The organism is Halomonas sp. PGE1, from assembly GCF_013000985.1.
Lineage (GTDB): Bacteria > Pseudomonadota > Gammaproteobacteria > Pseudomonadales > Halomonadaceae > Halomonas > Halomonas alkalicola.
In genome coordinates this window covers 1757402-1778142 of record NZ_CP053032.1, presented here as the reverse complement: position 1 = coordinate 1778142, position 20741 = coordinate 1757402, and the positions used below count along the sequence as shown (strand labels likewise).

17 protein-coding genes are annotated in these 20741 nt (G+C 71.6%); 4 read left to right on the top strand and 13 right to left on the bottom strand.

Annotated features, from left to right (window positions below; genetic code table 11):
- The first annotated feature begins 212 nt into the window (after nt 1-212).
- A complete protein-coding gene (rne, locus tag HIR79_RS08395) occupies nt 213-3443 on the top strand; it encodes a ribonuclease E (protein ID WP_169957980.1) in 3231 nt (1076 codons plus the stop codon).
- 88 nt (nt 3444-3531) lie between these two features.
- Here rne and murB read toward each other — a convergent pair whose 3' ends face one another.
- From murB to HIR79_RS08350, 9 genes are all read right to left on the bottom strand, one after another.
- Entirely contained in the window at nt 3532-4551 is a 1020-nt protein-coding gene (gene murB, locus HIR79_RS08390; RefSeq protein WP_169957979.1) for a UDP-N-acetylmuramate dehydrogenase, read from the bottom strand.
- The gene (locus HIR79_RS08385; protein ID WP_119022948.1) at nt 4548-5024 is read right to left on the bottom strand and encodes a low molecular weight protein-tyrosine-phosphatase; all 477 of its coding nucleotides are present in this window, start codon (nt 5022-5024) and stop codon (nt 4548-4550) included. The genes murB and HIR79_RS08385 overlap by 4 nt, the downstream gene beginning before the upstream one ends.
- Nucleotides 5024-5824 carry a 3-deoxy-manno-octulosonate cytidylyltransferase gene (gene kdsB / locus HIR79_RS08380; RefSeq protein ID WP_169957978.1) on the bottom strand — a complete coding sequence of 267 codons (801 nt, stop codon included), beginning with the start codon at nt 5822-5824 and terminating at the stop codon, nt 5024-5026. Before kdsB ends, HIR79_RS08385 begins: the two co-directional genes overlap by 1 nt.
- Nucleotides 5824-6033, bottom strand: a complete 210-nt coding sequence (locus HIR79_RS08375; protein WP_119023720.1) for a Trm112 family protein — start codon at nt 6031-6033, stop codon at nt 5824-5826. The genes kdsB and HIR79_RS08375 overlap by 1 nt, the downstream gene beginning before the upstream one ends.
- 10 nt (nt 6034-6043) lie before the next feature.
- Nucleotides 6044-7099 carry a tetraacyldisaccharide 4'-kinase gene (lpxK, locus tag HIR79_RS08370; protein ID WP_169957977.1) on the bottom strand — a complete coding sequence of 352 codons (1056 nt, stop codon included), beginning with the start codon at nt 7097-7099 and terminating at the stop codon, nt 6044-6046.
- Between the two features lie 79 nt (nt 7100-7178).
- Nucleotides 7179-8936, bottom strand: a complete 1758-nt coding sequence (gene msbA, locus HIR79_RS08365; protein ID WP_169959521.1) for a lipid A export permease/ATP-binding protein MsbA — start codon at nt 8934-8936, stop codon at nt 7179-7181.
- On the bottom strand, nt 8937-9374 hold the full coding sequence (locus HIR79_RS08360) for an ExbD/TolR family protein (RefSeq protein WP_119022952.1): 438 nt from the start codon (nt 9372-9374) through the stop codon (nt 8937-8939).
- Nucleotides 9371-10069 carry a MotA/TolQ/ExbB proton channel family protein gene (locus tag HIR79_RS08355; RefSeq protein ID WP_169957976.1) on the bottom strand — a complete coding sequence of 233 codons (699 nt, stop codon included), beginning with the start codon at nt 10067-10069 and terminating at the stop codon, nt 9371-9373. Before HIR79_RS08355 ends, HIR79_RS08360 begins: the two co-directional genes overlap by 4 nt.
- A gap of 42 nt (nt 10070-10111) precedes the next feature.
- Complete coding sequence (locus HIR79_RS08350; protein ID WP_249322288.1) at nt 10112-12388, bottom strand: DNA internalization-related competence protein ComEC/Rec2; 2277 nt, start codon at nt 12386-12388, stop codon at nt 10112-10114.
- 135 nt (nt 12389-12523) lie between these two features.
- On the opposite strand from HIR79_RS08350, the gene HIR79_RS08345 reads away from it, so the two are divergent.
- Nucleotides 12524-13066 carry a DUF2062 domain-containing protein gene (locus tag HIR79_RS08345; RefSeq protein ID WP_169957974.1) on the top strand — a complete coding sequence of 181 codons (543 nt, stop codon included), beginning with the start codon at nt 12524-12526 and terminating at the stop codon, nt 13064-13066.
- Between the two features lie 116 nt (nt 13067-13182).
- Here the strand turns inward: HIR79_RS08345 and HIR79_RS08340 are convergent, their stop codons facing one another.
- The 4 genes from HIR79_RS08340 to HIR79_RS08325 all read right to left on the bottom strand — a co-directional run bounded on the left by HIR79_RS08340 (nt 13183) and on the right by HIR79_RS08325 (nt 18325).
- A complete protein-coding gene (locus HIR79_RS08340) occupies nt 13183-13920 on the bottom strand; it encodes an ABC transporter ATP-binding protein (protein ID WP_249322287.1) in 738 nt (245 codons plus the stop codon).
- Between the two features lie 7 nt (nt 13921-13927).
- Entirely contained in the window at nt 13928-15169 is a 1242-nt protein-coding gene (locus HIR79_RS08335; protein WP_169957972.1) for a lipoprotein-releasing ABC transporter permease subunit, read from the bottom strand.
- Nucleotides 15170-15266: 97 nt separating this feature from the next.
- Nucleotides 15267-17528, bottom strand: a complete 2262-nt coding sequence (locus HIR79_RS08330) for an EAL domain-containing protein (protein ID WP_169957971.1) — start codon at nt 17526-17528, stop codon at nt 15267-15269.
- Nucleotides 17525-18325: a hypothetical protein gene (locus tag HIR79_RS08325; RefSeq protein WP_169957970.1), complete on the bottom strand. Its 801-nt coding sequence runs from the start codon at nt 18323-18325 to the stop codon at nt 17525-17527. The genes HIR79_RS08330 and HIR79_RS08325 overlap by 4 nt, the downstream gene beginning before the upstream one ends.
- Before the next feature lie 164 nt (nt 18326-18489).
- On the opposite strand from HIR79_RS08325, the gene HIR79_RS08320 reads away from it, so the two are divergent.
- Together HIR79_RS08320 and HIR79_RS08315 are read left to right on the top strand one after the other, a co-directional pair.
- Entirely contained in the window at nt 18490-19533 is a 1044-nt protein-coding gene (locus HIR79_RS08320) for an agmatine deiminase family protein (RefSeq protein WP_169957969.1), read from the top strand.
- Between the two features lie 243 nt (nt 19534-19776).
- Nucleotides 19777-20679 (top strand): carbon-nitrogen hydrolase, encoded by a 903-nt coding sequence (locus HIR79_RS08315; RefSeq protein ID WP_169957968.1) that lies wholly within the window; start codon nt 19777-19779, stop codon nt 20677-20679.
- Nucleotides 20680-20741: the final 62 nt, after the last annotated feature.

Sequence of the window (20741 nt, the reverse complement as noted above, 5' to 3'; positions counted from 1 at the left end):
AGGTGTTGGCGGTGACCGCAGGGCCGGATGGGTGACCCCCACCGAGACATGTCCTGCCTCCGCCCCGTACTCAACAACTCGTGCCGTGACGCGTCGTCATCGAACCGCCACGGCCGTAGATATGCGTATTCCTGCGATACGCTGAGCACAGGCACGCAGCACACAGAGGTTCGCCACGTCGTACTCGCCGGCACCCCATAGTGCGAGACAACATGAAACGGATGCTCATCAATGCGACCCAGCCCGAAGAGCTGCGCGTCGCGCTGGTCGATGGACAACGCCTCTACGACCTGGACATCGAATCCGGTGCCCGGGAACAGAAGAAAGCCAATATCTACCGCGGCAAGATCACCCGCATCGAGCCCTCCCTGGAAGCCGCCTTCGTCGACTTCGGCGCGGATCGCCACGGCTTCCTGCCGCTGAAGGAGATCTCGCGCGAGTACTTCGTCAAGGAGCCCGCCTCCGGCCGCCCCAGCATCAAGGAGGTGCTCAAGGAGGGGCAAGAGGTCATCGTCCAGGTCGACAAGGAGGAGCGCGGCAACAAGGGCGCGGCGCTGACCACCTTCATCAGTCTGGCCGGTCGCTTCCTGGTACTGATGCCCAACAACCCCAAGGCCGGCGGCATCTCGCGCCGCATCGAGGGGGAGGAGCGCAGCCAGCTCAAGGAGGCCATGGGGCAGCTCACCATCCCCGACCGCATGGGCCTGATCGTGCGCACCGCCGGCATCGGCCGCTCCCCCGAGGAGCTGCAGTGGGACCTGGACTACCTGGTCCAGGTGTGGGAATCGATCACCGCCGAGGCCGGCAAGCGCTCCGCTCCCTTCCTGATCTACCGCGAGTCCAACGTCATCATCCGCGCCATGCGCGACTACCTGCGCCAGGACATCGGCGAGGTGCTGATCGACAGCGAGGCGGTGCACCAGGAGGCGCTGGCCTTCATCCGCCAGGTGATGCCCTCCTACCAGCAGAAGATCAAGCTCTACGTCGACGAGGTGCCGCTTTTCTCGCGCTTCCAGATCGAGTCGCAGATCGAGACCGCCTACGAGCGTGAGGTGAAGCTGCCCTCCGGCGGCTCCATCGTCATCGATCACACCGAGGCGCTGGTCTCCATCGACATCAACTCGGCGCGCGCCACCCGCGGCAGCGATATCGAGGAGACCGCCCTGCAGACCAACCTGGAGGCGGCCGACGAGATCGCCCGCCAGCTGCGTCTTCGCGATATCGGCGGCCTGGTGGTGATCGACTTCATCGACATGAGCCCGGCACGCAACCAGCGCGAGGTCGAGAACCGCGTGCGGGATGCGCTGAAGCTGGACCGCGCCCGGGTGCAGATCGGCCGCATCTCGCGCTTCGGCCTGATGGAAATGTCCCGCCAGCGCCTGCGCCCGTCGCTCGGCGAGACCAGCGGCGTGGTCTGCCCGCGCTGCGACGGCCAGGGCACCATCCGCGACGTCCGCTCCATCTCCCTCTCGATCATGCGCCTGATCGAGGAAGAGGCCATGAAGGAGCGCAGCGCCCAGATCCGCGCCATCCTCCCGGTGCCGGTAGCCACCTACCTGCTCAACGAGAAGCGCAACGTGCTGGCCGACATCGAGCGTCGCCAGGGCGTGCGGGTGGTACTACTGCCCAGCCCGGACATGGATACGCCCCACTACGATGTCCAGCGTCTGCGCGACGACCACGTGGACGAGGAGGGCTCCGCCTCCCTCTCCAGCTTCGAGCTCTCCACCGACACCGAGGTCGGCCGCGAGCCGGAACCCACCTTCGGCAAGCCGGTGCAGCGCGCCGAGGCCGCCGTGAAGACGGTCATCCACCACGAGCCGGCCCCCGCCTCCCTGCAGCAGGAAGAGGCCCCGGCACCCAAGGCCCCCGCCAAGCCCCCTGCCCCGGCAGCCAGGGCGCCGGCCCGCCCGCCCGCGGTGCAGCAGCCGGTCGCCGAGCCCCAGGCCGGCGTGCTGGGCCGCCTGGTCAAGGGCCTGGCCAAGCTGCTCGGCGGCGACGAAGCGCCTGCCGACAGCGGCAAGGCCCCCGCCGCCCGCGGCGAGGAGTCACGCGCTGACCAGGGCGCCCGCAAGCCCGCGCAGCGCGACGACGAGCGCAGCGGGCGCAATCAGCGTCAGCGCCGCCCGCGCAGCGAGGAGCGCCGCGGCGCGCCGCGCCAGGAGAGCGAGCGCGGCGACGGCAGGGCCGAGTCCGCAGACAACCGCGGTGGCCGTGGCGGCCGTGGGCGCGGCCGCCAGGACGATGCCCGTCAGGCGCGTCAGCCCGAGGCACCCAAGCGCGATGAAAGGCCGCGCGACGAGAAGCCCCGCGACGACGCGCGTCGCCAACGCGGCGGCGACAGGCGTGACGAGCGCCCCGCCGAGAAGCCGGTAGAGGCGAAGAGCAACGCGCCCAGGGCCGAGGCGCCGGTGGACGACGGCAAGCCCAAGCGTACCCGCAACAACCCGCGCAGCCGCAGCCGTCAGCACGCCATCAGCCCGAAGGCCCTGGAGGAGCAGCAGCGCCTCCAGGCCCAGGCGGCCGAGGCCCAGCCGGAAACGGCAGCCGAGGCACCCAAGGCCGAGGTAAAGGCTGAAGCGCCCAAGGCAGCGCCGCAGCCCACCGAGCCGGAGGCCGAGGCACCGAAGCCCGACGCGCCGAAGGCCGAGGCTCCGAAAGCCGCCGAGCCGAAGGCCGAGGCTCCGAAGCCCGCCGAGCCGAAGGCCGAAGCGCCCAAGCCCGAGGTAGCCAAGCCCGACGCACCGAAGGCCGAAGCGCCCAAGTCCGCCGAGCCGAAGGCCGAGGCGCCCAAGCCCGAGGTAGCCAAGCCGACCGAGCAGAAGGCCGAAGCGCCCAAGCCCGACGCGCCGAAAGCCGAGGCACCGAAGCCCGACGCGCCGAAGGCCGAGGCACCGAAGCCCACAGAGCCCAAGCCCGCCGAGCCGAAGGCCGAGGCTCCGAAGGCCGAGGCTCCGAAGGCCGAGGCGCCCAAGCCCGCCGAGGCGCCCAAGCCCGCCGAGCCCAAGGCCGAGGTAAACGCCGAAGCGCCCAAGGCAGAGCCGAAGCCCGCCGAGCCGAAGGCCGAGGCACCGAAGTCCACAGAGCCCAAGCCAGCCGAGCCGAAGGCCGACGCGCCGAAGGCCGAGGCACCGAAGCCCGCCGAGACGAAGGCCGAGGCACCGAAGCTCACAGAGCCCAAGCCCGCCGAGCCGAAGGCCGACGCGCCGAAGGCCGAGGCTCCGAAGGCCGAGGCGCCCAAGCCCGCCGAGGCGCCCAAGCCCGCCGAGCCCAAGGCCGAGGTAAACGCCGAAGCGCCCAAGGCAGAGCCGAAGCCCGCCAAGGCCGAGGAGACGCCGGAGGAGCGCCGCGCCAACCGCCGTCGCCGCCGCGCCCATAACGACCCGCGCGAGATCCGTCGTCGCGAGCTCGAGGCGAAGGGCCAGGAGGGCAAGCAGGGCTGAGGCCCCGCTTGGCCCCTCCCCCATACGACCGCGCCCGCAGCCATGGCTGCGGGCGCGGTCGTTTAGGAGTGGCCGTCGCGTCAGGCCATCAGCGCTCGCCGGCCAGCCGGGGCTCCCGCTCCAGGGTCACGCCAAAGCGCTCCTGCACACGACTCGCCACCCGCGCGGCGAAGCCGAGCAGCTCCGCCGCACTGCCGCCACCAAAGTGGACCAGCACCAGCGCCTGGCGCTCATGCACCCCGAAGTGGCCCTCGCGCAGACCCTTGAGGCCACAGCGGTCGATCAGCCAGCCGGCGGCCAGCTTGACCCGCCCGTCGAGCTGGGGAAAGTGCGGCATCCCGGGATGCTCGAGCAGCAGCCGCTCGGCCAGCCCCGCCTCCACCACCGGGTTCTTGAAGAAGCTGCCGGCGTTGCCGAGTACCGCCGGGTCGGGCAGCTTGTCGCGACGAATGGCACACACCGCCTCGGCCACCGCCAGCGGCGTCGGGGCCTTCCCTACCCGACCGGCCAGATCGCCATATGCCAGGCGCGGCCGTGCGGTGCGCGAAAGACACAGCACCAGCCGGGTGATCACCACCCGCCCCGCCAGACGCCCCTTGAAGATGCTGTCACGGTAGCCGAAGGCGCACTCCTGCGGCGTCATCCACGCCTCGCGGCCATCCGCCAGATCCACCACCTGCAGCGCCTCCAGCACCTCGCAGAGCTCGACCCCATAGGCACCGATATTCTGGATCGGTGCCGCCCCGCAGTGGCCGGGAATCAGCGCCAGGTTCTCGGTGCCCCACAGGCCGCGGCGGGCCAGGGCCATCACCAGCTCGTGCCAGACCACGCCGGCCTCGACGTGGACCCGCACCCTGTCGTTCTCGCCCTCCTCGAGCCACCAGGTCGCCATGGCCGGCCGGATGACCAGCCCAGGCAGGCGCTCGGGCAGGATCAGGTTGCTGCCGCCGCCGAGCAGGGTCAGCGGCCAGTCCCGGGCGCGCGCCTCGGCCAGGGCCGCCTGCAGCTCGGCCAGGCTCGCGGGCGCGGCGAAATGCTCCGCCGTGCAGGGAAGGCCCAGGGTGTTCGCCGACGTCAGGTCGGTTCCCGGGTAAGGCGACGGACTCAAGGGCGGCGCTCCAGCCGCGCCTCGATCTCGGCCAGCAGGCCGCGGGCCCCCTGCTCCACCAGGTCGAGCACCTCCTCGAAGCCCTGCTCACCGCCATAGTAGGGGTCGGGCACCGCACGATCCGGCATGCCGGCGAAGGCGAGGAAGAGCCCGAGATGGGCGTCGAGGGTCGCGGGGGCTCGGGCCCGCATGGCCGCCAGGTTGTCGTGGTCCATGGCCAGCAGGTAGTCGAAGGCGTCGAAGTCCGCATCATCCAGCTGGCGGGCACGCAGCGTCGAGAGGTCTATGCCGCGGCGGGCGGCGGCCTCGCGGGTGCGCGGATCCGGCGCCTTGCCCTCGTGCCAGCCCGCGATGCCGCAGGAGTCGACCTCGACCCGGTGAGCCAGGCCGCGCTCGTCGAGCAGGCGACGGAACACCCCCTCGGCGGTGGGCGAGCGGCAGATATTGCCCAGGCAGACGAAGAGTACCCGCATCACTCCCCTCCCCCGCGTTCGGCGGCGTCCAGCAGGGCCCTCACCCGGGCCAGGTCCTCGGCGGTATCGACCCCGGCGGGATGCGGCTCCCTGGCCAGGGCCACCTGAATCGCGTGGCCGTGATGGAGCGCGCGCAGCTGCTCCAGGTGCTCGAGCCGCTCCAGGGGCGACGGCACCCAGTCGCGATACTCGGCCAGGAAGCCGGCGCGATAGGCGTAGAGACCGATATGGCGCAGCCAGGCGTCGGTCTCGAGCAGCTCGGGGCGGGCGGTGAAGGCGTCACGGTCCCAGGCCTCTCTATCCCAGGGCAGGGGCGCCCGGGAGAAGTAGAGCGCCCGCCCGGAGAGGGCGCGCACCACCTTCACCACGTTGGGATTGAAGAGGCTCTCCACGTCGCTGATCGGCTCGGCGAGGGTGGCGATGGAGGCCTCCGGGTCGTCGAAGAGCCGGTCGGCCACCTGGTCGATCAGCGTCGCCGGGATCAGCGGCTCGTCGCCCTGGACATTGACCAGCACGGCGTCATCGGCCAGGCCCAGCCGCTCGGCCACCTCGGCCAGGCGGTCGGTGCCGGAGGGGTGGTCGGCGCGGGTCATCACCACCTCGGCGCCCTCGGCCCGCATGGCCTGCTCGATGCGGCCATCGTCGGTGGCTACCACCACCCGGGCGGCGCGACTCTCGCAGGCGCGCTGCCAGACGTGGGCCACCATGGGCCGGCCGGCGATCTGGGCCAGGGGCTTGCCGGGCAGGCGCGAGGAGGCGAAGCGCGCCGGAATGACGGCGATGAAGTCGCGCTCGGCCATCACGCCTCCCCCGTGCGTCCAGGGGAGGCGCGGAGCTTCTCGTCGGCGGAGAGCTGACGCGCCTCCTCGGGCAGCATCACCGGGATGCCGTCGCGCACCGGATAGGCCAGGCCATCATAGAGACAGTGCAGCTCCTCGGCCTCGCGCTGGTACTTCAGCTTGCCCTTGCACAGCGGGCAGACCAGCATGGCCAGCAGTTCCTTGTCCATCATGTTCACCTCACTCCTGGTGGTGAGCCGGCGCACTGCCGGCTCGCGAATTCATGTCGGGCGCCGCGGCGTCCAGGGCGTCCAGCCGCGCCTCGAGCCAGCGGACGAAGGCGGGATCCGGCGTGGCCGCCACCTCCAGCACCCAGCTGTCGCGGGGCGCCAGGTCACGGCACTTCACGGCGTCCTTGGCGGTCATCACCAGCGGGCGACCGTCGGCGAAGGCGAGCTCCTCGGCGCGATAGGCGTGGTGGTCGTCGAAGGGGTGGGCCATCGCCTCGACGCCGAGCTCGGCCAGGGTCTCGAAGAAGCGCGCCGGACGGCCGATGCCGGCCACCGCATGGACCGGCCCCGTAAACGGCAGCGGTCGCGGTGGAGAGCGCTCACCGTCACCCAGCCGGCGCCAGGCGACCGGGGCCAGCGTCATCGCGAAGGCCCCCGGCGGCGGGGTGAAGGCCGGCTCGCCATTGATCACGACCGCATCGACGCTGGCCAGTCGCGAGAGCGGCTCGCGCAGCGGCCCCGCCGGCAGGCAGCGGCCGTTGCCGAAGCCCCGGGCCCCATCCGCCACCACCAGCTCGAGGTCGCGCCCCAGGGCCAGGTGCTGGAGGCCATCGTCGCTGACCAGGATGTCACAGCCCGCCGCCAGCAGCCTGCCTGCCCCGCGGGGACGGTCCGGGTCCACCACCACCGGCACGCCGGTCTGGTCGGCCAGCATGCGCGGCTCGTCGCCGCACTGCGCCGCGGGGGTCCGGTCATCGACCCACAGCGGATAGGCGTCGCTCTGCCCACCATAGCCGCGGGAGAGGATGCCCGGACGATGGCCGCGCTCGACGAGGTGGCGCACCAGCCAGGCCACCAGCGGCGACTTGCCGGTGCCGCCGAGCGTCAGGTTGCCCACCACGATCACCGGCACCGGAGCCCGCCACACCGTGCGGCGCCCCTCGGCATAGGCGGCGGTGCGACGCGCCACCGCGGCTCGGTAGAGAGCCTCCAGGGGACGCAGCAGCGCCAGCCAGGGCGCCCCCCCATAGGCGGCCGCCAGCCAGCGATCGCCCAGTCCGCTCATGCGGGGCCGGCCTCCCGGTGCGGCAAGCGATGCAGCGACACTGCCGTGGCCATCACCGGCCGGCACGCTTGCGGGCCTCTCATGCGGGGTCGGCCTCCTGGAACTGCAGGCGGTGCAGCGCGGCGTAGGCGCCGTCGCGGGCCAGCAGCTCGGCATGGCTACCCTGCTCGATCACCTCGCCCTGCTCCATGACCAGGATCCGGTCGGCGCGCTCGATGGTGGAGAGACGGTGGGCGATCACCAGGGTGGTGCGCCCGCGGCACACCTCCTCCAGGGCCGCCTGGATATGGCGCTCGGACTCGGTGTCCAGCGCCGAGGTGGCCTCGTCGAGGATCAGCAGCGGCGAGTCCTTGAAGATCGCCCGGGCGATGGCCAGGCGCTGACGCTGGCCGCCGGAGAGCATCACGCCGTTGTCGCCCACCACGGTGGCGTAGCCGCCGGGCAGGCGCTCGATGAACTCGTGGGCATGGGCGGCCCGGGCGGCGGCCTCGATGGCCGCAGGGTCGGCGTCGGGTACGCCATAGGCGATGTTGTCGGCGATGCTGGCGTTGAACAGGGTCACCTGCTGGGAGACCAGGGCGATCTGGCGGCGCAGCGGCGTCAGGCGGTAGTCGTCCAGGGGCACGTCATCGACCAGCACCCGCCCCTCGGTGGGCCGATAGAAGCGCGGCAGCAGCCCCACCAGGGTCGACTTGCCGCTGCCCGAGCGGCCCACGATGGCGATCATCTCGCCCGGCGCCACCTCGAGGTCGATGCCCTTGAGCACCTCGGGCTGACCCTCGCCGTAGCGGAAGCGCACGCCCTCGAAGCGGACCCTGCCGACCAGCCGGCCCGGCTCGTGGTGCCCCTCGTCCCGCTCGGCGGGCACCTCCAGCAGGCCGAACAGCTCGGCGGCGGCGGCCAGCCCCTTCTGGATCTCGCTGTTGATCTCGGTGAGCTGGCGCACCGGCTTGGCCATCAACGAGGCGGCGGTGATGAAGGCGACGAACTCGCCGGCGGTCATGTTGTCCATCAGCGCCGGCGACATGGCCAGCCACACCAGCACCGCCAGGGCCAGGGCCACCAGCAGCTGAATCACCGGAGTGCTGATCGCCTTGGTCAGCGCCTCCTTCATGCTCTGCTGGCGGTTGTACTCGCTGGCGGCGGCGAAGCGAGCCTTCTCGAAGCCCTCGGCGCCGTGGGTGCGCACCACCCGGTAGCCGGAGAGCGCCTCGGAGGCCACGTGGGTGACGTCCCCCATGGAGGCCTGGATGCGCATCGAGATGCGCCGGAAGCGCTTGCTGGCGTAGCTGACCACCCCGCCGATCAGCGGCGTGACGGTCAGGAAGAGCAGCGTCAGCATCCAGTTGGTCCACAGCAGGTAGCCCACCAGGCCGAGGACGAAGAGCCCCTCGCGCAGCAGGATGGTCAGCGCCTTGGTGGCCGCGCCGGTGACCTGCTCCACGTGGTAGGTGACCCGCGAGATCAGGTGGCCGCTGGAGTGGCTGTCGAAGAAGCGCCCCGGGAGGTGGAGCATATGGTTGAAGACGTTGCAGCGCAGGGCGTGGACCACGTTGCGCGCCACGTTGCTCATGAAGTAGGTGCCGAGGAAGGTGCCGAGGCCCCGGGCGGCGAACATGCCGACCACGAACAGCGGCAGGAAGAGCCGGAAGGCGGCATCGGGGTTCTGGATGCCATCGATCAGGCGCTTCATCATCTCGGCGAGTGCCGTGCTGGAGGCGGCATAGATGACATAGCCGACAATGGCCAGGCCGAAGGAGCGCCAGTGGGGGCGCACATAGCTCAGCAGGCGCTTGTAGAGCGTCCAGCCGGAGTGTTGGGGGGGTCCCGTCCTGATTCACGGCGTCTCCGCTTGTGGGGAAATGGTCTCGCCGGTGCGGCTTTCGGTGGTGGCGATGCGCACCCGCTCGATGCCCTGCAGGCCGGCCTGGTCGAGCACGCGGACCACATCGGCGTGGCTGGCGCGGCCATCGGCCTCCACCACCAGGCCGTGCTCGCGGGCCTGCTCGGCCTCGGCGGCCAGCGCCGAGGCCAGCTCGGCCGACGTCAGCTCGCGCTCGCCGAGGCGGTAGACGCCGGCCGCGGTGACCACCAGGGTGACCGGCGAGACCTCGGCGGCGGCCCCGCTGGTCGTCTCGGGCAGTTCGAGCTCCAGCGCCTGACGGGTCTCGAAGGTGGTGGAGACCATGAAGAAGATCAGCAGCAGGAACACCACGTCGATCAGCGGCGTGAGGTTGACCTCCACCGGGTCGCGGCGGGTACGCGCAAACCTCACGAGCGCTTCACCCGGGGCGCCATCCGCCCGTCGGCCTCGAGGCGCTCCTCCTCGGCGGCGGCCTCGTGGCGCTCGGCCAGGGTCAGCTCGCCGCCGTAGTGGGCGAGGAACTCCACCACCTGGCCCGACTGCTCCTCCATGCGCACGGTGATGTCCTCGACCCGGCGCAGGAAGTAGCGGTGGAACATCAGGGCGGGAATCGCCACGGTCAGGCCCGCCGCGGTGGTCACCAGGGCGCGGGAGATGCCGCCGGCGAGATCGGCGGTGCGGCTGGCGCCGTCGCCGGCGACGATCACCGAGAAGACCTCGATCATCCCCACCACGGTGCCCAGCAGCCCGATCAGCGGGGCGATGGCGGCGATGGTGCCGAGGGGGCTCAGGAAGCGCTCCATGTCATGGATCACCGCGGTGCCCGCCTCCTGCAGACGCGCCCGCACCTGTTCATGGCCGAGGCGCGCGTTGCGCAGCCCCGCGGCCAGCACGCCGCCCAGCGGCGAGTGGCTCTCCAGCCAGTAGAGGTTGACCTGGCCCCGAGAGACCAGGGTGCAGACCTCCTGGCCGAGCCCCCGGGGCGCGATGCGCCCGGCACGCAGGGTCCAGAGGCGTTCGATGATGATCACCGTGGCAAGCAGCGAACAGCCGAGCAGTGGCAGCATCAGCCAGCCCCCGGCGATCAGGGCCTCCATCATGTCCATGCGCTTTCCCTCGAAGATGCCCCGTGAACCTTGATCCCGAACTCAGGGCGATTCTAACGCAAGGCAGTCGGCTCCGACACCGCCCCGCCGCCAGGGCAGTGGCCGTGTGCTCTCGACGACCCGCCCCGCCTCGCCCCCCAGCCGGAACGTTAGCGCGCCATCCAGCGCCGTGCTCCACTGGCAGCTGCCGGCGCCGCGGAAGCGCCTGACCACCTCGTCGTGGGGATGGCCGAAGGCGTTGCGCCGCCCGGCGCTGTAGACCACCTGACGCGGGGTGAGCCACTGCACCAGCTGAGGCCCGGAGCTGGTCTGGCTGCCGTGGTGGCCGGCCACCAGCAGGGTCACCGGCGCCTCGGCCTCGAGCAGGAAGGCGCGCTCCACCCGGCGCCCCACGTCGCCGGTGATCAGCAGCCGCTCTCCGCCCACGCTCGCCTCCAGCACGCAGGAGCGATCATTGCTGGAGAGCGCGGCGGTCTCCTCCGGCGGCCACAGGAAACGGAAGCGCACGCCGTCCCGCTCCCAGCTGTCGCCGCGCCGGCAGGCGGCGAAGGGAACGCCGATCTCCTCGCCAGGCGGCGCCAGGAAGCGCCCCACGCGATGGCGCTCCGCCAGCAGCGCCACCCCGCCGGCATGATCGATGTCATCGTGGCTGACGATCACCTCGTCGAAGCGCTGACCCGGCGGCCACAGCACGCTGACCGGGACGAACCCCGAGGCGAAGCGTGGCCCCGCATCATAGAGCGCCCGATAGCCGGCGGTGCGCAGCTCCACCAGCTGCCCCTGGCCCACGTCCAGCACGCGCACCTCCAGCTGGCCGGGGGGAATGCCCGCGGGCGCAAGGCTCAGCGCCACCGCGGCCAGCGCCAGGCTGCCCGTGGCGCGCAGCGGGGCCGCAAGCCCGGGCAGCACCCAGAGCAGCGCCATCAGCCCCAGGCAGAGCGCCAGGGGCGTCACCAGGGCCGGCTCGGGGAGCCATAGCGGCAACCAGACCACGGCGGCCTCCAGGCCTCGGGCCAGGGCCTCGCTCAGGTGCGCGAAGAGCCACCAGCAGAGCGCGGAGAGCGGCGGCAGCGGCGCCAGCAGCCAGCCGAGCAGCCCCAGCGGCACCAGCAGGCTGCTGACCACGGGCACCGCCACCAGGTTGACCAGCGGTGCGGCCGGGGCCAGCCGCGCGAAGGCCAGCAGCACCGCCGCCGCCATCAGCGGCGCCAGCAGCAGCTGGGTCCTGACCAGCGCCCACAGCCAGCCGCGCACGCCACGGGGACGCGGCCGGCCCTGCCAGGCCAGGATCAGCAGCGCCACCGCCAGGAAGGAGAGCCAGAGCCCCGGGCGCCAGGCGCTCAGCGGGTCGATGGCCAGCACCACGGCCAGCGCCAGCCACCACCCCTGCCAGGGCCCCGGGGCGTGGCGCCCGCTGGCGACCCACAGCCCCACCAGCGCCATCACCAGAGCGCGCAGCGCCGGGGGCTCCAGACCGGCGAGGGTCGCATAGCCCGCCGCCGCGACGCCGGCCATCCACCAGGGCCACACCGCCAGGCGCCATCCCCCCGGGGTCGCCAACCGCGCGGCTCCCCGGCCCAGCAGCAGGGCAAACCCCGCAACCAGCCCCACATGCAGCCCGGAGATCACCATCAGGTGGGTGGTGCCGCTGGCGTTGAGCAGGGCCCAGTCATCGGCCGTCAACCGATCGCCGGCGCCCAGGGTCAGGGCCGCCAGCCAGCGCTCGGCGCGAGGCGGCAGCGCCCGGCCCTCCAGATGCGTGAGGGCATGTTCGCGCAGGCCGGGCGCGGACTCGGCCAACCGCTGCGGCGGCGGCTCATGGCGCACATAGCCGGTGGCCTGGATGCCCTCGCGCCACAGCCAGGCCTCGTAGTCAAAGGTGTGGGGATTGGCGAATCCCGCCGGCGGACGCAGCCGCACGGTGAGCGCCCAGTGCTCGCCGGGCTGCATGGGGGGCGCCTCGAAGGCGCTCAGGCGCACGCGTCGCAGGCGTTCGCAGGCGGGGCGCGCCGCGGCAAGCGGGCGGCAATCGCTCACCGCCAGGGTGAGGCGGGTCAGCCGCTCCTCCTCCGTCACCTCCACCAGCCGCCCCTGGATGGCGAGATCCTCGCGCAGCAGCCCATCGGGCAGCACCGCCCCGCGCGCCAGCAGCACGACGGCCATCACGGCGAACAGTGCCGCCAGAGGCAGCCAGTCGGCCGGTCGCCGCCTGGCCAGCGCCCCCAGGGCGAGGAGTCCCAGCCCCTCGAGCAGCCCCGGCGGCGGCTGGCTGCCCAGTCCCAGGCCGGCGAGCACGGCCAGGGCCAGGAGGATGGCCATTCCAGGTCGCATTCCCTTGCTCCGGATGGGTGCATGTCTGCCCGTGCCCCGCGCCTTGCGTGGAAGCGCAGTCATGGCAAAGGCAGGCCCTTGTATGGATAATAGCTCGCGTCACGATGCCGCGAGCCCGACGACATGCCGCGCCGCTTTCTCCAGCGCTACATGCCCCACCCCGAGACACTCAGGCGCCAGCGCTCGCTGCGTTTCATGAGTCACCTGATCGGCAACCCCGCCCTGTGGGTGCTGAGTCGTCGCAGTGTGGCCAACGCCTTTTCGGTGGGCCTGTTCAGCGCCATGCTGCCGATTCCCTTCCAGATGGTGGTGGCCGCCTTCGGCGCCTGGCTGGCGCGCGCCAACCTGCCCCTCTCCGTGGGCCTGGTGTGGATCACCAACCCGCTGACCATGCCGGTGATCTTCTACGCCAACTACCGCCTCGGCGCCTGGCTGATGAACACGCCGGCCCGGGAGGTGCCCGAACGCCTCTCCACCCGCTGGATCGCCGAACAGATGGCCGATATCCTGCCCGCCCTGGCGGTGGGCTCGGTGGTCACCGCCGTCGTCCTGGCGCTGCTCGGCAACCTGGTGATCCGGCTGATCTGGCGCTGGCAGGTCTCGCGCAGCTGGAAGGCCCGGCGGCGCCGGCGGCGCCAGGCGCCCTGCGACAAGGACCTGCGCTGAGGCGCCGCTGCTCCCTTCCTGACGTTGCCCTCTCGACTGCCCATACGCGAACGGCCGGCCCCCTTGGGGCCGGCCGTTCGCGGTTGCCGGACGATGGCGGCGCCTCGCCTGCGGGCTCACTCCACCGGGGTGGGCCGCGGCTGCTCGCTCAGGCGCCCCTCGTCCAGGCGCATGACCCGGTCTTGATGGGCCGCCAGCCCCGGGTCGTGGGTCACGATCACGAAGGCGCAGGCGGAGGTGCGCGCCAGCTCATCCATCAGCGCCAGGATGCTCGCCGCGGTGTGCTGGTCCAGGTTGCCGGTGGGCTCGTCCATCAGCACCAGGCTCGGGTCGGTGACCAGGGCCCGGGCAATGGCCACCCGCTGGCGCTCGCCGCCGGAGAGCTCACCCGGCTTGTGGTCGGCGCGGGCGGCCATGCCGACGCGCTCCAGCAGCTGGCGGGCGCGCGCCTCGGCGACCTTCTTGCGCTGACCGCGCACGATCAGCGGCAGCGCGGCGTTCTCCAGGGCGGTGAACTCGGCCAGCAGGTGGTGGAACTGGTAGACGAAGCCGATATGGCGGTTGCGGAAGTGGCCGAGGGCCGCGTCGCCCAGCGCCAGCAGCGACTCGCCGGCGATGCGCACCTCGCCGCGGGTGGGCTGGTCCAGGCCGCCCAGCAGGTTGAGCAGGGTGGTCTTGCCGGAGCCGGAGCTGCCGACGATGGCGACCCGCTCGCCGGCGTGCACGGTGAGCTCGAGGCCGTCCAGCACGGTGACGTCCTGGGGACCCTCGTGGTAGATGCGGGTCAGGTCGCGGCACTCCAGCATCGGCGCCCCCGGCGCCGTGGCGGCGCCCTGCTCGGCAGTGGCTTGCATGGTCGTCTCACTCATAGCGCAGCACCTCGGCCGGCTGGACCTTGGCCGCCCGCCAGGCCGGATAGAGGGTGGAAAGGAAGGTCAGGCCCAGGGCCGCGGCGACGATGTCGCGCACGTCCGTCCAGTCGAGGCGCGACGGCAGGTTGCTGATGAAGTAGACCCCCGCGTCGAGGAACTGGATGCCGAACAGGCTCTCGACCCCGTCGATGATGTCGGAGATGGTCAGCGCCAGCAGCACCCCGAGCGCCACCCCGACCAGGATGCCGATCACCCCGATGGCCAGCCCCTGGACGATGAAGATGCCCATGATCGAGCGCGGCGTGGCGCCGATGGTGCGCAGGATGGCGATGTCGGCGTGCTTGTCGGTGACCACCATCACCAGGGTGGAGACGATGTTGAAGGCCGCCACGGCGATGATCACCGTCAGCAGCAGCGCGATCATGCGCTTCTCCATCTGGATCGCCTGGAAGAGGTTGCCGTGGGAGAAGGTCCAGTCGATGCCGCGGTAGCCCGGCCCCAGCTCGTTGACGATGCTGCGGGTCTCGGCGGCGGCCAGGAAGAGGTCGTCGAGCTCCAGGCGCAGGCCGCCCACGGCGTCACCGAGGCGCGCCAGGGTCTGCATGTCCTCGATATTGGCGTAGGCCAGGGCCGCGTCCAGGTCGGCACCGACGCTGAACACCCCGCTCACCGTGAAGCGCTTCAGGCGCGGGAAGACCCCGGCCGGGGTGATCGAGGCCTCGGGCACCAGCAGGGTCACGGTATCACCCACGCCAACCCCCAGCCGCCGGGCCAGGATGGAGCCCAGCACGATGTTCCACTCGCCGGGCTGCAGGTCGTCGAGCGCGCCCTGCTGCATGTGCCGGCCGATGATCGAGACGCGGTCCTCCCAATCGGGGTGGATGCCGTTGACCATGGCGCCCTCGTTGCGGCCGCCCACCGAGAACATGCCCTGCTGCTCCACGAAGGGGGCGGCGCCGATCACCCGCTCGCGCTCCATCAGTTGGGCGGCCAGGGACTCCCACTCCACCATGCCGGTACGCGATTCGATCTTGGTGTGCGGCACCATGCCGAGGATGCGGGTGCGCAGCTCGTGGTCGAAGCCGTTCATCACCGAGAGCACCAGGATCAGCACCGCCACGCCCAGCATCAGGCCCAGCATGGAGGTCAGCGAGATGAAGGAGATGAAGTGGTTGCGGCGCTTGGCGCGCACGTAGCGCAGCCCGATCAGGAATGGCAGACGGTCAAGCATGGAGGCGTTCCTTGTCAGCGGGCACCCATGGTACGGCTTTTTGGACGCCGCTGCACCGGGGCGGCGGCGCCTTGCCGCGGATTTGCACGACTCCCGCTCAGGCCAGACGAGGCTCGGTGATCGGCTGCGCCTCGGGCATGCCGATGCAGGCGCCCTGGGCATGGTCGATGCCCAGCTCGCGCACCCGCGCCAGCACCTCGGGGCTATGCACGAACTCCGCCACCGTCTCGATGCCCAGCTCCCGGGCGAAGCGCACGATGCCACGGGTCAGGGTCAGCGCCTGGGGGTCGCTGTCCAGATGGCGGATCAGGCTGCCGTCGATCTTGAGCAGGTCCACGTCGAGGCGCAGCAGGTGCTCGAAGTTGGCGTAGCCGGTGCCGAAGTCGTCGATGGCGATGCGCACCCCCAGCGCACGGGCACGGGCGATGGCGTCGCTGACCGCCACATAGCTGTCGATGCTGTGCGACTCGAGGATCTCGAGGATGAGCCGGCTGCCCAGGCCGCTCTCGGCTACCCGAGCGAGCAGCGGCTCGCTCACCTCGGGATCCACCAGGTCCTCGGCGGAGAGGTTCAGCGAGAAGGAGTGGTCGCCCTGCGCCATGGCCGAGAGACAGCACTCGAGCATGGTCAGGGTCAGGCGCCGGTGCAGCCGGCTGCGCCGCGCCACCTCCAGGAACTGGGCGGGGCTCACCGCCTCGCCCTGCTCGTCGATCAGGCGCATCAGACACTCGTGCTTGATGATCCGGCCGCTGGCAAGCTCGAGGATCGGCTGGAAGTAGGCGACGATGCGCCCCTCCTCCAGGGCGGCGGAGAGGCGGTTGGCCCAGGCCAGGTTCTGCTCGTAGCCCTCCCGCACCCGCTTGGCGGGGTCATAGAGGCCGCTGCCCGTCTGCTGCTCGCGGGCCTGGCGCAGCGCCATCCCGGCGGCGGAGATCAGCGCCTCGCGTCCCTCGTCCGCGAGCTGCCAGGTGGCGGCCAGCCCCAGGGTGGCGTGCAGCGCCAGCTCCTGCCCCCGCCAGGTCAGGCGCGAGGTGCCCACCGCCACCTGCAGGGCCGCGAGCCGTCGCGCCAGCGCCTCGTGCGAGAAGCGGCCTGGCAGCCAGATCGCCTGCTCGTCGGCAGGCATGCGGTAGAGCCGGCTGCCGCGCCACTCCACCCCCTGCAGCTCGGCGGCGAGGCATGACACCATGTGGCGGATCACCTGGTCGCCGCAGGCCTGGCCGAAGACGCCGTTGAACTGCTTGAAGCCGTCGACGTTGACCAGCACCAGGGCACCCGGCTTGTGCCCTTCCAGGTCGGCCAGCAGCCGGGCCCGGTTGGGCAGGCCGGTCAGGGGGTCGGTATAGAGGGTGCGCAGCTGACGCAGCATGCCGGCCACCAGCAGCAGGATGACCAGCGCCAGCAGCAGCACCCCCGCCCCCACCGTGGCCATGATGCGAAGGTTGGCCTGGCGCATCGGGGTGAGCACCGCGTCGATCTCGGCCTGGGGCACGCCGATACCGAACACCATGCCGGCCCGGGTGGTGGCATGCAGCAGGACCCAGGCCTCCCCCTGCAGGGCCAGGGGGCTCAGGGTCATCTCGGGACTGGTCTCGCGGTGCAGCTGCTGGTCGATGACCGCCTCGATCAGCGGCTGGGCGCGGGCCTGGTCCTCGGCCCGGGCCAGGCTCGAGAGGTTGCGGTTCTCGCGGTCGACCAGGAAGGTGAAGGCGCGCGGCGTCAGTTCCACCTCGCTGATCAGGCCGATGATGTCCCCGGCCACCCAGTCGCTGGCCGCCATGCCGAGCACGCGCCCCTCGGCGTCGCGCACCGGGGCGCTGGCGCTGATCACCACGTCGTCGATGCGTTCCTTGAAGTAGGCGGCGGTCCAGTGCATGGGCGTCGCCCCCTCGCGCCAGGCGTCGAGCCGCCGGGCCAGCCAGTCGACCGCTTCCCAGCCCGGCTCCAGGGGAGCGACCCGCAGCTCGCCTCCCCGGCGCCAGGCGTGCATGCCCAGCGGCGGCGTCACGCCGGCGAGCCACAGGGTGACCCCCTGGGCATCGGGAAAGTCGGTCAGTGCCTGGCGCAGGGCCTCCTCGGCCGCTGCTGCCCCCCCGTCCAGCTCGATCAACAGCTGGCCGACCCGCGCCAGGTCCTGGGTGTTCTGCTCCATGCGCCGATGGTGGGCGTTGATGCGGCCCAGGTTGGCCTCGAAGCTCTCGTGAATCCGGCGCTCGCGCAGTTCGGCCAGGGAGGATTCGGCCATGCGCAGGTTCAGCCCCGAGAGCAGCCACATGCCGCCGAGGAAGAGCGCCACCAGCAGGGCCAGCAGCAGCATGATGACGTGGCGCCCGCCCAGTCCGAGGGCGGGCGGCTTCATCGGGCGGCCTCGGCGGTCTCGTCACCACCGGCCCGGGAGAGCTGCTCCAGGCGGGCCGCCGCGGCTTCATCGCCACCGTCGGCGGCGCGCTGCAACCAGCCCAGCGCCTCCTCGCGGTCCCCCGCCAGCTCCGCCAGACTGCCCATATGGTGCTGGGCCCTGGCATCCCCCTGCTCCGCCGGCGCGGCACAGGCCTCGCGGGCCTGCTGGAGGTTGCGAATGGTGAAGTAGAGGTAGCAGTCGCTGGCGTCGCGGCGGGCCATGGCCTGCGCCTCGCGGCGCGACTCGGACTCATCCTCGCGGGGTTCAGGAGCGGGGGTCGAGACGGCGGCCAGGCGCGCTTCCTCCTCGCGGACCCTAGCATGAAAGGTGTTCACATCGGCGGGGCAGGAGTGGAGATAGCCGCGGCGGTAACGCGCGAGGGTCTCCCGATTTGCGGGACGCTCGGCGTACTCCTCGGCGATGGCCGCACAGCGGCGGTCACGTTCACGGGACAGGACCACCAGGCTCTCGGCGAGCCGAGGCTCCCCGGCGTTCGCCTCGAGGAAGTCCGTGAGCGGGTCGATCCAGGGCTGCGCCAGCAGCGCCTCGACCTCGGCCTCCTGCGCCGCCAGGTCGTCGTCATCCCGGGAAAAGCGATCGGCCAGGCGCTCCCGCTGGGCGCCGATGGCCTCCCCGGTACGTGACAGCCACTCACCCGAGGAGGTGACGATGGCATCGCCCGAGGGCAGCGCGGCACAGCCGCCGAGCAGCAGCGCCATGGCCAGGGGAAAGAGGGGGCGAGTCAACGGGCGCATGGGGCTCCTCGGCGGGCCGGCAATCTGCAATGCTCCAAGAATATCATCGATGCGCACCACCGACCGAGACCAACCCTCTCACGGTCGCCACTTGCATCGCCGTGCATTGATGCCTACATTCGCGACCTGACCCACCGATCCACCCAGCGGGGCTTTCTCTGACCATGGCCAAACGCCTGCTTCCCGAATGGCACCCTCAGGATGCCGTCCAGCTCACCTGGCCCGGCCCCGAGAGCGACTGGGCGCCGCTGCTCGAGCGCATCGAGGCCACCCTGGAGGCCATGGTGGTCGCCATCGCCCGCTATCAGGCCGTGCTGATCAGCGTGCCCGACACCGCCACCCGCACCCACCTGGCCGGCCGCTTCGCAAGCCTCGGCGTGCCGGAGAAGCGAGTGACGCTGGTGGTGGCGCCCGCCGACGACACCTGGGCCCGGGACCATGGCCCGCTGGCCGTGGAGGATAACGGCGAACTGCGCCTGCACGACTACGTCTTCACCGGCTGGGGCGGCAAGTTTCCCGCCGCCCGGGACAATACCCTGACCCGGCGGCTGCTTGATGCCGGCGTCTACGCCTGCCCGGTCAGCGAGCGCGGCCTGGTGCTGGAGGGTGGGGCGCTGGAGAGCGACGGTGCCGGCACCCTGCTCACCACCGAGGCGTGCCTGCTCAATCCCAACCGCAACCCCGGCCTCGATCGAGCGGCGGTGGAGGCCTGGCTGCACGAGGACTTCGGGGTGACCCGGGTGCTGTGGCTGGCCCATGGCCACCTGGAAGGGGACGACACCGACAGCCACGTGGACACCCTGGCGCGCTTCTGCGACCCGGCCACCATCGCCTACGTGCGCTGCGACGACGAGAGCGACCCCCACTACCCGGCGCTGGCCGCCATGGAGGCGGAGCTCAAGGCCCTGCGCCGCCGGGACGGCGAGCCCTACCGGCTGGTGCCGCTGCCCTGGCCGAGCCCCTGCTTCGACCCGGTCGACGGCCACCGCCTGCCGGCCACCTACGCCAACTTCCTGATCATCAACGGTGCGGTGCTGGTGCCCACCTACGGCGACGCCGCCGACACCCGGGCGCTGACCGCCCTGGCCGGCGCCTTCCCGGGGCGCGACATCATTCCCATCGACTGCCTGAGCGTGATCCGCCAGCACGGCAGCCTGCACTGCCTGACCATGCAGCTGCCCCAGGGCAGCCTGGCCAGCCGGGCCTGAAGGAAATTGGAACCACGAGATTAGGGGCGCTGGGGACAAGCCGAAGAGGAGGTCCTACGCCAGGGGTGAGGAGCATTGCTCCGAACGGGCGGGCCATGGATGGCCCGCACCGGCCCTGCAAGCGGCGCAGGATGCGAGAGCGCCGCAGGGCGTCGGTAGCGTACAGGGAAGTATTCACAGCGCCTCCTCGCAGGCTTGTCGCCAGACAAGCCCCGAGAAAATGAATAAAGAGGAGAGTCGATCATGCCCCGCCAACTGAAGGTCGGCCTGGTCCAGCAGCCCGCCTGGCCCGACAAGGCCAGGAGCCTCGCCGAGAGCGAGGCCGGCATCCGCGAGCTGGCCGCCGCCGGCGCCGAGCTGGTGATGCTCCAGGAGCTGCACGCCACCCACTACTTCTGCCAGTACGAGGACACCGAGCTCTTCGACCTGGCCGAGCCCCTGGACGGCCCCACCGGCACCCGCCTGGCGGCGCTCGCCGCCGAGCTCGATATCGTGCTGGTGGGCTCGCTGTTCGAGCGCCGCGCGCCGGGGCTCTACCACAACACCGCCGTGGTCTACGACCGCAAGCGCGGTGCCGTGGGCCACTACCGCAAGATGCATATCCCCGACGACCCGGGCTTCTATGAGAAGTTCTACTTCACCCCGGGCGACGCCGACGACGCCCGCGGCCAGGGCTTCCACCCCATCGACACCTCGGTGGGCCGGCTCGGCCTGCTGGTGTGCTGGGACCAGTGGTACCCGGAGGCGGCGCGCCTGATGGCGTTGGCCGGGGCGGAGCTTTTGCTCTACCCCACCGCCATCGGCTGGGACCCCGCCGATGACGACGCCGAGAAGTCCCGCCAGAAGGACGCCTGGACGCTGATCCAGCGCAGCCACGCGGTGGCCAACGGCGTGCCGGTGATCGTCGCCAACCGGGTCGGCCACGAGCCGGATCACTCCGGGGTCGGCCGCGGCATCGACTTCTGGGGCGGCAGCTTCATCGCCGGCCCCCAGGGGGAGCTGCTGGCCCACGGCGGCGTCAACGCCGAGCGCCTGCTGGTGACCCTGGACATGGAGCGCGGCGAGGACGTGCGCCGGATCTGGCCGTATCTCCGCGACCGCCGCATCGACGCCTACGGAGATCTGACCCGGCGCTACCGCGACTGAGACTGGTGCCGTCAGCAAGCCAGAGGGCGCCGGGGGCAGGCCGAAGAGGAGGTCCGAGGACC